This is a genomic window from Brachybacterium sp. GCM10030267, assembly GCF_042666875.1.
Classification (GTDB): domain Bacteria; phylum Actinomycetota; class Actinomycetes; order Actinomycetales; family Dermabacteraceae; genus Brachybacterium.
In genome coordinates this window covers 428584-439442 of record NZ_JBHTCX010000012.1, presented here as the reverse complement: position 1 = coordinate 439442, position 10859 = coordinate 428584, and the positions used below count along the sequence as shown (strand labels likewise).

Sequence of the window (10859 nt, the reverse complement as noted above, 5' to 3'; positions counted from 1 at the left end):
GCACGGAGGAAGCGCCGACATGAGTGAGAACGACTCCGCCGCACGGTCTGCAGGCCCCGACCGGACCGCCGGCGCCGAGGCGAGCGATGAGGAGCTGCTGGCCGAGATCGACGCGGAGCTGGCGGCCGAGCGCACCGCCAGGTCCCGCGCGGGTTCCCGGCTGACCGGTGCTGTACTGCTGCTCGGCGGCCTCATCGGCTGGATCGCCGCGCTGATGCTCACCATCGACAAGGAGTACCTGCTCGCGAACCCAGGCGCCTCGTTGGCCTGCGACATCAACCCGTTCATCTCCTGCGGCAATGTGATGATGACCTGGCAGGCCTCAGCACTGGGCATCCCCAACCAGGCGATCGGGCTGGCCGGCTTCGCCATCATGGGCGTTGTCGGATCGCTCATGCTCAGCGGCGGCGCCCTGCCCGCGTGGTTCCGCTGGGCTCGCCTGGGAGGCATGACGTTCGCCTTCGGCTACATCCACTTCCTGGCGATCTCGACGATCTTCGTCATCAAGGCGCTGTGCCCGTGGTGCATGGTCATCTGGACCGTCACCGCGCCCATGTTCTTCTCCACTCTCGCGCACACCGTCGAGAGCGGTCAGCTGCGAGTGCCCGGACCCCTGGCGGGCGTGCTGCGCCGCTGGGTGGTGCTGACCATCGCCTGGTACGTGCTGGTCGTCCTCGTGATCCTGGCAGCGTTCCACCGTCAGTGGCTGATGATGCTCGGCCTGGGCTGAGGTTCCTCCCCAGAGCATCTGCGTCCCCAATTCAGCACCCGGCGCTGACCGGGGCTCTCCCGCCTCCCTAGGGTCGCGGCCATGGGAGCACACGGACGATCCGGGACGACGGGGCGCGGCCGCGCGGGAAGGCACCGGCGCAGCGGTCAGGCGCTCATCGAACGCCGGGATCACCGCGACGCGCGTCCCGAGCGCCGCTTCTCCCTGCCGTCCCCGGCGCCCTCGGCCCTCGTCGGCATCGCCGTGCTGGTCCTGATCGGGATCGGCGTCATCCACCTCTCCAGCGCCGGCTCCGCCGTGCCGCTGGAGGACGAGAAGCCGGCGGCCGCCGGTGATCCGAGTCCGGGTGGGGAGGACAGCGGACTCGACGGAGGGGATGACGAGCCCGCCTCCGATGCCGACGGCGGGAGTGAGGGGCCGGGAGAGCCCCCGAGCGGTCCGTCGGACTCCTCCGATGCCGGGGACGCCGGGAACGCTGGCGGCTCGGAGACGACGGAACCCGGGGACCGCAGCACCGGGGCCGACGGCGACCGGAGCGGCGAGGGCACCGACCCGTCCGGCGGCCTGGTCGTCCACGTCGCCGGCGCGGTCGAATCTCCCGGTGTGGTGACCCTCCCGGAGGGCTCGCGGGTCGACGATGCACTCCAGGCCGCCGGAGGAGCGACCTCGGAGGCCGACCTCTCCGCCGTGAACCTCGCCCGCCCTGTCGCCGACGGCGAACAGATCCATGTCCCACGGCCTGGAGAAGATCCCCCTTCCGTACCCGCTCCCTCGGCCGCCGGCTCCGGTTCCGCAGACACCGAGGGATCCGGCGGAAGCGGCTCCGGGTCGGGTTCCACCGCGCCCGTGGATCTGAACACGGCCGACGCCGCTGACCTCGAGCAGCTGCCCGGAGTCGGCCCGGCGATCAGTCAGCGGATCATCGAGCACCGGGACAAGAACGGGCCCTTCGAGTCCGTCGACGAGCTGCTCGAGGTCTCCGGGATCGGGCCCGCCACCCTGGAGAAGATCCGTGAGCACGCGAGCGTATGACCACCTCGGCGCCGACCCGACCGGCACCCCGTGAAGCACGCCGACCTGCGACTGATACCCGCCGCCGCCTGCATCTGGATCCTCGCGGTGCTGGGCGTTCTGGTCAGTACCGCGGCAGCTGTCGCCGCGGGCGCGGTGATCGTCGCGCTCGCGCTGAGCGCGATCATGCTCGCCGGCGGCTCCCGTGCCGTCCACGTCCTCTTCGCCCACCTCGGCATTCTCGTCCTGGCCGGGGCACTGCTGTTCCCTGCGCTGCAGCGCCATGGGCAGACGGACCACCTGCTGGCGGAGGCCGCGGAGGACGCTCTGGTGGTGGAGCTGAACGTCGTGGCCGGGGCCGATCCCGCCCCACCGGCTTCCGGCCCCGCCTGGTCACGCAGCGGGATGCAGGTGATGACCCGCACCGTTCGGGGTCCTGCGACTCTGGGCCGGCACGACGTCCAGCTGCCCGCGTCCCTCCCCGTACTGCTCCGCGCCGCACCCCGCGCCGCAGACGGACTCTCCCAGGCGCGCGACGGCGACACGATCCGGGTCCGGGGTGTGTTGAGCGGCAGCGGGAACCTGACCGTCCTCAGCGCGAGCGAAGCCGTTCCGGTGGCCACCGCCGGAGTCTCCGGGGCCATGCAGGCCGCTCGCCAGCAGCTGCGCCACCAGGCCCGAGCGGCCACCTCTCACCTCCCGGCCGACGAGGCCGCGCTGGTGCGCGGCATGACCAGTGGGGACACCACCGGGATGGGGGAGGCGACCGAGGAGACCATGCGGCGGGCCGGGATCTCGCATCTGGTCGCCGTCTCCGGTGCCAACATCGCCCTCGTACTCGCCGCTGTCCTGGGGGTGCTGCTGCTGTGCGGAGTGAGACGCCGACCGCGTCTGCTGCTCGCCGCCGCCGTCCTGGCCGGATACGTCTGGCTGGTGGGCGACGAACCCAGCGTGCAGCGGGCCGCGACCATGGCGACCCCGCTGCTGGTGGCTCGTTTCGCCGGGGTCCGCGCCTCAGCGGTGGCGTCCCTGGCACTGACCGTGGCCCTGTGGTCGGTGCTCGATCCGGTCACCGCCGCGTCCGTGGGGTTCCTGCTCTCGGCGCTGGCCACCGCAGCGATACTGGTGGCCGCCCCGCCGCTGGCCACGGTGATCACCGATGCCAGCGGCGGCCGCCTCGGCCGTCCCCTCGCGCTGGTGGTCGCCGTCCCGCTGGTGGCGCAGCTGATCTGCACACCCCTGCTGGTGCTGCTGACCCCGGAGATCTCACTGTGGGCCGTCCCGGTGAACATCCTCGTGGGTCCGCTCGTCGCCCCCACCACCGTGCTCGGACTGATGGCGCTCGTGATCGGCACGATCTGGCCCGCCGCCGCCGTCGCGCTGAACACGGCGGCGGCAGGCGGCGCCCACCTGGTGCTGCTGATCGCCCGGGCAGCCGATTCCCTGCCCGGGTCACGCATCGCCGTGCCCGAGGGAGCGACGGGGGCTGTGCTCGCTCTCGCAGTGGTGGCCGGGGTGGCGACGGCGATAGCCGCTCGGCGCTCGCCCGCGGTGAGATGGATCTCGGCCGCGCTGCTCGTCGTCGCCCTCGCCCCGAGCATCGGGCGCATCGCGCCGATCGGATCGTCGCCGCCCTGGCTCGTCGCCGTGTGCGCCGTCGGCCAGGGCGACGCCGTCGTGCTGCGCTCGCACACGCCGTCCGGGACCGCCACCGTGCTCATCGACACCGGCCCCGAGCCCGCCCCGCTGCGCCGCTGCCTGGACCGGCTGGAGATCACCCGCATCGATCTGCTCGTCCTGACCCACCCCCATGCGGATCACACGGGAGGCCTCGGCGCCCTCACCGGTGCCCGGGCGCCGGCAGGGCAATGGATATGTCCCATCCCGGAGGCGACCGACGACGTGGTTCCCGATGTGCCCACCGGCGTGGCCACCACCGGGGACACGTGGCAGCAGCACGGGCTCGTCCTCGAGGTGCTGTGGCCCGTCTCCGCCGACGGTGCGATCTCCGCCTCCGCCCGCGAGTCCGGGGCGGGCGAGGGAGACAACGCCAACGACTGCTCGATCGCCCTCTCGGCCACCTGGGCCGGCGGCACCCGCCTGGTGTCCCTCGGCGACCTCGAGCCGGCCGCCCAGCAGGAGCTCGCCGGCCTCGACCCGGGCCCGGCGGACATCGTGAAGGTCGCCCACCACGGCTCGCGCCGTCAGTCCCCGCAGCTGTACGAGCATCTCGACGCGGATCTCGCCCTGATCACCGTGGGTGCCGAGAACACCTTCGGCCACCCCACCCCGACCCTGCTGGATCTGCTGGCGGTCTCCGACACCCGCGAGGTCCGCACGGACGAGGACGGCACCGTCATCCTGCCCACCGAGGACCCCGCCGCGCCGCGGTCCGTCGGCCCGGCCCGTTAGGATCGACCAGGTCCCCGAGCAGTGAGGAGCTCCCGTGAGCGATGTCGAGTGGCACAGTGTCGCCCTCGCACCGGTGGTGCTCGTCCACGGCACCGAGACCCTGATCGCGGACCGCGCCGTGCAGCGCCTGCGCGGCCTGGCCAAGGAGGCCGATCCCTCGGTCGCGGTCCACGACCTCTCCGGAGAGGCCGCCACCGCCGGGGCCCTCACCCAGGTCGCCAGCCCGTCGCTGTTCGGCGAGCCGCGGCTGGTGCTCGTGCCCGATGTGCAGGCGGCCCCCGACGCGCTGGTGGCCGAGATCCTGGACTACGTCAAGAGCCCCGAGCCCGACGTGAACGTGGTGCTGGTCCACCGCGGGGGCAACCGCGGCAAGAAGCTGCTGGACGCTCTCAAGAAGTCGGGGGTGCCCCGGGTCGATGCGAGCCCGGTCAAGCGCTACGGCGACAAACAGGCCTTCGTCGCGGCCGAGTTCGCACGCGCCGAGCGGCGCATCCAGTCCGACGCGATCGGTGCCCTGGTCGACGCCTTCGGCACGGACCTCGCCGAACTCGCCGCGATCAGCCGCCAGCTCGTCGAGGACACCACTCCGGAGGAGGGCGCTCCGGCTCCCGCAGTGAGCGTCCAGGACGTGCACGCGCTGACCGCCGGCAGGGTCGAATCCACCGCGTTCGCCGTCGCGGACGCCGCCATCTCCGGGCGGGAGCAGGAGGCCCTGCAGCTGCTGCAGCAGGCACAGCTCGCCGGCGCCGATCCCGTTCCGATCGTCGCCGCGATCGCCTCGAAGATGCGCTCGCTGGCAAAGGTGACCGCCCCCGGTGCCAACGCCCGCACCCTCGGTATGCCGGATTGGATGCTGCGCAACCTCGCCCGTGAGGCGCGCTCATGGACGGATCGCTCACTGGCGCGTGCCCTCGAGGCCGTCGCTCGCGCCGATCACGAGGTCAAGGGCGCAGGCCGCGACCCGCGGTGGTCGGTCCAGCGCATGGTGATGGAGATCTGCCGTGCCCGCCGCGCCCGCTGAGCGGCCCCATCAGGCGCAGGCAGCGCTGTCTCACCTGTCCGCACCGGTCTCTGTGGGCACCCCGCCGCTCGTTGCGGGCGGCGACTCGCCGCTGCACGGTCTCGAGGACGCGGCCTGGCCGCTGACCGCCGGTGCGCTGCGCATCCGGCCGGCGAGGCTCGAGGACGCCGAAGTGCTGCATGAGTACTGGCGACTCCCAGTCACCCAGGAGTACACCGACCGCTCCATGGCGACATGGGCCGAGACCCGCGCAGATCTCGCCTCCCGACTGGCGCGGGAGGACGTTCTACTGTGCGTCATCGAGCGCGAGGGCAAGGGCGTCGGTGACATCGGCGGGCGGATCCGACGCCCTCATGCGCTGGGCCGGGAGGCGCCCGTATGGGACATGGAGCTCGGGTACGCCGTCCATCCCGACCACCATGGAGAGGGGATCGCGGCGACTGCCGTCGGCGAGTTCACCCGGTTTCTCCACGAGGATCTGGGCATCCGGCGCATCATCGCGATGGTCTTCGCGGAGAACACCGCGAGCCTCCGGGTGCTGCGCAAGAACGGGTACCGGCTGGAGGGCACCCAGCGGGAAGCGGTGCTCGGCCGTCGGGGCCGGTGGCTGGATGATTGCACACTGGTCCACCGGTACGCGGACGGATCCTCAGTGGACCCGAATCTGACGGCTCTGCTCGAGGCGGGCGCCGATCCAGTCTCCGTCGAGCAGTCGGCCGGCGGCTTGTCGCCAGAGCGTCAGTCGTCGGCAGGCACTTCCTGGACGACGAGGTCGTAGACAAAGACCCATCGACAAAGACCCATCGACACAGAAGAGCCCCACATGCCTGGCATGCGGGGCTCTTCGATCAGCTGATCCCGGGGCGTCAGCTCTGGACGTCGGCGACCAGCTTGGCGAGACCGGACTTGCGGTTCGCGGCCTGGTTGCGGTGGATGACGCCCTTGGAGACGGCCTTGTCGAGCTTGCGGGAGGCCGTCTTGAGGGCCTCGCCGGCGGCATCCGCGTCACCGGTGGAGACGGCGTTCTTCACCTTGCGGGTGTACGTCTTCAGCTCGGACTTCACGGCCCGATTGCGCAGACGCGCCTTCTCGTTGGTCTTGTTCCGCTTGATCTGGGACTTGATGTTTGCCACGAAGACTCTTCTCTTGTGCTGCTCTTGTGCTGGATCATCCGGGGCGGCCGAGGAACGGGACCGGCGGGGACGGCGGTGGGGATTCGCCTGGAGACGCCGGTACCGGGTCGCTGCCCCGGGTACTCGCCCGGGTCGCACGAACCGCCGAACTCCGACACGGAGAAGACGACGGCGTGCGCACACCGAACGGTATGTCACACATACGGGTCACGACCTTACCAGAGCCGCCCCTTTGCACGAATCGGGTGTGCGCCGTGTCTCCTGCGTGTCGCTCCAGGTCATGCCGTCGAACACGCGGTGACGGCGCTGGCACCGGTGATGCTCACCGTCCCCGGTGGTGCTCACTCCAGCCTGCGGGCTCATCCGCGCCAGCCGTGGACCTCCCGCACCGCGGCGGCGACCCGTTCGAAGCGGGAGCGATCCAGGCGCCCGCCGTCGCGGCGCACGGAATCCGGGGCCAGGCGCAACAGCCGATCGGCCCGTACCTCCGAATCGCGATCCTGGCTGTCCCAGTCCCCGGAGCCGATGTCCACCCAGGTCGAGCCGTACTCGTCGGTGCTCACACCACCGGAGGCGGCGCGATCGCGAGAGGTGAGCATCAGCGCGATCAGCACCTCACCCGATCCGTCACGTCCTCCCGCGGATGCCTCTTCCCGGGCGAGGACCAGCACCGGACGATCCTTGCCCTGACTGCTGTCCTCCTCGAACGGCACCCATGCCCAGACGATCTCCCCGGGATCCGGGCGATCATCGGGGCGCGGCGCATACGAGAAGGACATCGGCTGAGAGGCGTCCCGGTCGGCGAGAGCGAGCGAGCTCTCACCGCCGGGCGCGGAGGCGGGCGAACCGCCCGCGGACGCAGGGGCTCTCGAGGCCGACGGACCGGCGGAGCCGCCGCGGCGATCCTGGACCGCGCGCATCGCAGAACGCCCCAGGTTGCGTGCGCCGCGGCGGACGGCGGGGGAGCGGGCGGCGATGCGCAGCACCGAGGACAAGCGGGAGGCCAAAGACATGGTTCTCGATTCCCGGGCGAGGGGTGCCCGCGTCGGAAGAGGTGACGGTGTTAGATGGTAGGCATGTCGGCCACCTCTCTGTTCCAGCATGTCGAGACCAGTTCGGGCGGGGACGAGATGTTCGCGTCCGACGGCTCGGTGCGCCCTACGTACAGCGCGCTGCACTCGGCTCTGGCCGGGCTGGGCCTGGAGGAGTTCCGCGCGCGCTCGGAGTCGCTGGCCCGCAGCTACCTCGACCAGGGCATCACCTTCGACTACGCCGGGGAGGAGAGACCCTTCCCGATCGACGCGATCCCGCGGGTCATCGCCGCCGAGGAATGGGCCCGTGTCTCTCGCGGCATCGCGCAGCGCGTGCGTGCCCTCGAGCGTTTCCTGGACGACCTGTACACGGATCGACGGGCGATCAGCGACGGGGTGATCCCCGAGAAGCTGGTGTCCTCCTCGACGTACATCGCCGAGCCGATGCGGGGCTATCGCCCGCCCAACGGCGTGCGCATTCACATCTCGGGCATCGATCTGGTCCGCGACGGCGATGGAGAGTTCCGCGTGCTGGAGGACAACGTGCGCACTCCCAGCGGCGTCAGCTACGTCCTGTCCAACCGTCGGGCCATGGCCCAGACCTTCCCGGAACTCTTCGCCCACCGTCCCGTGCGCCGGGTGGGCGAGTACCCGGGCCGCCTGCTCGGCGCGCTGCAGGCGGCGGCGCCGGATACGGCGGGGGAGGAGCCCACCGTCGTCGTCCTCACCCCGGGCCGCTACAACAGCGCCTACTTCGAGCACTCGCTGCTGGCGCGCACGATGGGGGTGGACCTCGTCGAGGCCGACGATCTCGTCGAGCGCAACGACCGGGTCTACATGCGCACCACCGCCGGCCTGCGCCGGGTGGATGTGATCTACAAGCGCACGGACGACGACTTCCTGGATCCCGAGGTGTTCCGTCCCGATTCCGTGCTGGGCGTGCCGGGACTGGTCCGCTCGATCCTCGCCGGCAACGTCGTCGTCGCCAACGCGATCGGCAACGGCATCGGCGACGACAAGCTCACCTACACCTATGTCCCGGCGCTGATCCGCTACTACCTGGGAGAGGAGCCGATCATCCCCAACGTCGACACCTGGCGCCTCGAGGAGCCCGACTCCCGCGCCGAGGTTCTCGACCGTCTGGACGAACTGGTCCTGAAACCTGTCGACGGCTCGGGCGGCAAGGGCATCGTGATCGGTCCCGCCGCGTCCCGGACGGAACTGGACACCTTGCGCGAACGGCTGCAGACCGATCCGCGCGGCTGGATCGCCCAGCCCGTGGTCCAGCTGTCCACCATCCCCACGCTGGTGGACGAGGGACCCGCTTCGCGCCACGTCGACCTGCGACCCTTCGCCCTGAACAACGGCGGGGACGACGTGTGGGTCCTGCCCGGAGGACTGACCCGCGTGGCTCTTCCGCGCGGGGAGATGATCGTGAACTCCTCGCGCGGCGGCGGCTCGAAGGACACCTGGGTGCTCGCCGCCGAGCGGCCCGTGCCCTCCCCGGCCGCCCCGGAGGCCCGCGCCCTGGCGAGAGAGGAGGAGCCCATCGAGGATCCGCTGGATGAGAACTACGAGGAGTTCGACGACCCGCCCCGGGAGGAAGCCTCCGAGGAGCAGCGGCGCGAACCGGACCCCGTCACGTCGGCCATCCCCATCATCGATGCGGAGGACGCCCCGGAGTCGGAGCTCGCCGGAGCGGACGGAGTCCAGGGGCAGAGCATTGCTGCCGAGGACCTTCCGGGCATCGTCACCACCGAGCCCGCGGGAGACGGCTCGCAGCCGGCGGGCCCCGGCGAGGCGGACGGGCTGCAGCCGCCCGGTGGCAGTGATCCTGACGGGGCGGAGCCGTCCGCCGCCACCGACCAGCGCCAGAGCGAGAAGGGGGCCGACGATGCTCAGCAGGATCGCTGACTCGATGTTCTGGATCGGCCGCTACGTCGAGCGCGCCGATCAGACGGCCCGGATCCTCGACGTGAAGCTGCAGTCGATCACCGAGGATGCGACCCACGAGGCCCCCCTCGCCTGCGACCGTGTCTACGAGATCTTCGGGGTCCAGGACATCGAGCAGAGCGATCTCACGGTCCAGCGCGTGCTCGACCGTCTGGTGACCGACCGGCAGAATCCCTCGTCGGTCGCCGGGGCCCTCCAGACCGCGCGCGAGAACGCCCGGGGCGCCCGCGAAGTGCTCTCGACGGAGGTGTGGGAATCGCTGAACACGACCTCGCTGGGGATGCCCCGCGGGGTCCGACCCTCCCGCATGCACGGCGCCTTCCAGTTCGCCAAGGACCGCTGCGCGGTGGTCAACGGCCTGGTGGATGCCTCGATGACCCGTGACGAGGCCTGGCTGTTCCTGCGCATCGGCCAGCTCCTGGAGCGCGTGGACATGTCGGCGCGCATCCTTCAAGCCCATGACCTGGAGGATTCCTCCGATGCCGCGACGGTGATGCTGCTGCGCAGCTGCAGCGCCCATGAGGCTTACATCCGCTCCTACCGCGGGCGGGTGCGAGCCTCCCATGCCATCGAGTTCCTGCTGCTGGATTCGATCTTCCCGCGCTCGGCGGCGCATTGTCTGCTGGAGGTGGACGAAGCCCTCGAGACCCTGGCCAAGCTGCACGGGAACTCCTTCGACCGCATGGGCACGTCCGAACCGGGCCGCCGCATCGTCGGCCGCGCAGCGGCGAGCCTGCGCTTCCGGTCGCTGGATGACATCGTGGCGGATTTCGAGGACGAGATGGAGCAGCTGCAGATGGTCACCGGTGCCGTCACCCGCGCGCTGGGGACGACCTACTTCCATCCGGCCAACTGAGCGAGTCGTCGTGACGCCACCGTCGGCACGGCTCGTGCTCTCCCTGCCCGTCCGGGGGCGCTGGCTCACGCAGAACAGCCCGGCGAACCGGGTGCCCAGTCACGGCACCGAGCTGTTCGCCCTCGCGCACTCGATCGACCTGGTCCCGGTCGGTGCTCGCGACCGGACCGCTCCCGTGACGGTCATGTCCTTGCTCCGGCCCCAGGCGCCGGCGGAGTTCCCCGGCTTCGGCAGGCCGGTGCTGGCACCGCTGGCAGGGACCGTCCACGCGATCCGTGACGCCGCGGAGGACCATGCGGCACACCGCGGCATCCCCTCGATCGGATACGCCCTGACCCAGGCGCGTCGAGCAGCAGGGGGATGGCCCGCGCTGGCCGGGAACCACGTGATCCTGCGGGCAGAGCGTCCCGGCCCCGCGGTGTTCGTGGCGCTGTGCCATCTGCGGCGCGGCAGCGTCACCGTGCGCCCCGGGCAGACCGTGGGGGCCGGTGAACAGATCGGACGGTGCGGAAACTCCGGCAACAGCACCGAACCGCACCTGCATCTCCAGGCGATGGACGCCGCCGACCCGTCGGCCGCCGGTCCCGTTCCCTTCAGCTTCCCGCCGGCCGTCTGCCCCGCGGGGCTGCCCCGGAACGGCGAGGTCGTCGACGCCGGATGACGGGCCGCCCGGGCGCTGCCCGGGCATGTGACGTCCACCTGTGACCGGGGA

At 71.3% G+C, this 10859-nt stretch carries 10 protein-coding genes; 8 read left to right on the top strand and 2 right to left on the bottom strand.

From position 1 onward, the window contains the following. Positions 1–19 precede the first annotated feature (19 nt). From ACFQS2_RS13075 to ACFQS2_RS13055, 5 genes are all read left to right on the top strand, one after another. Positions 20–730 carry a vitamin K epoxide reductase family protein gene (locus tag ACFQS2_RS13075; protein ID WP_377794005.1) on the top strand — a complete coding sequence of 237 codons (711 nt, stop codon included), beginning with the start codon at positions 20–22 and terminating at the stop codon, positions 728–730. 81 nt (positions 731–811) lie between these two features. Further along, positions 812–1762 carry a helix-hairpin-helix domain-containing protein gene (locus tag ACFQS2_RS13070; protein ID WP_377794004.1) on the top strand — a complete coding sequence of 317 codons (951 nt, stop codon included), beginning with the start codon at positions 812–814 and terminating at the stop codon, positions 1760–1762. A 30-nt stretch (positions 1763–1792) separates the two neighbouring features. Next, positions 1793–4153 (top strand): ComEC/Rec2 family competence protein, encoded by a 2361-nt coding sequence (locus ACFQS2_RS13065; RefSeq protein WP_377794003.1) that lies wholly within the window; start codon positions 1793–1795, stop codon positions 4151–4153. Between the two features lie 34 nt (positions 4154–4187). Further along, a complete protein-coding gene (gene holA / locus ACFQS2_RS13060) occupies positions 4188–5174 on the top strand; it encodes a DNA polymerase III subunit delta (RefSeq protein ID WP_377794002.1) in 987 nt (328 codons plus the stop codon). Further along, positions 5155–5952: a GNAT family N-acetyltransferase gene (locus ACFQS2_RS13055; protein ID WP_377794001.1), complete on the top strand. Its 798-nt coding sequence runs from the start codon at positions 5155–5157 to the stop codon at positions 5950–5952. The genes holA and ACFQS2_RS13055 overlap by 20 nt, the downstream gene beginning before the upstream one ends. A gap of 88 nt (positions 5953–6040) precedes the next feature. On the opposite strand, the gene rpsT is transcribed toward ACFQS2_RS13055, so the two are convergent. Further along, entirely contained in the window at positions 6041–6307 is a 267-nt protein-coding gene (gene rpsT / locus ACFQS2_RS13050; RefSeq protein WP_377016787.1) for a 30S ribosomal protein S20, read from the bottom strand. Between the two features lie 359 nt (positions 6308–6666). Then, complete coding sequence (locus ACFQS2_RS13045; protein ID WP_377794000.1) at positions 6667–7320, bottom strand: type II toxin-antitoxin system PemK/MazF family toxin; 654 nt, start codon at positions 7318–7320, stop codon at positions 6667–6669. Positions 7321–7383: 63 nt separating this feature from the next. Here ACFQS2_RS13045 and ACFQS2_RS13040 point away from each other — a divergent pair, with 63 nt between their 5' ends. Genes ACFQS2_RS13040 through ACFQS2_RS13030 form a run of 3 tightly spaced genes read left to right on the top strand, consistent with a single transcriptional unit; the run spans position 7384 to position 10808 of the window. Next, entirely contained in the window at positions 7384–9252 is a 1869-nt protein-coding gene (locus tag ACFQS2_RS13040) for a circularly permuted type 2 ATP-grasp protein (protein ID WP_377793999.1), read from the top strand. Next, a complete protein-coding gene (locus tag ACFQS2_RS13035) occupies positions 9233–10147 on the top strand; it encodes an alpha-E domain-containing protein (RefSeq protein WP_377016793.1) in 915 nt (304 codons plus the stop codon). Before ACFQS2_RS13040 ends, ACFQS2_RS13035 begins: the two co-directional genes overlap by 20 nt. A gap of 10 nt (positions 10148–10157) precedes the next feature. After that, a complete protein-coding gene (locus ACFQS2_RS13030) occupies positions 10158–10808 on the top strand; it encodes a M23 family metallopeptidase (protein ID WP_377793998.1) in 651 nt (216 codons plus the stop codon). Positions 10809–10859: the final 51 nt, after the last annotated feature.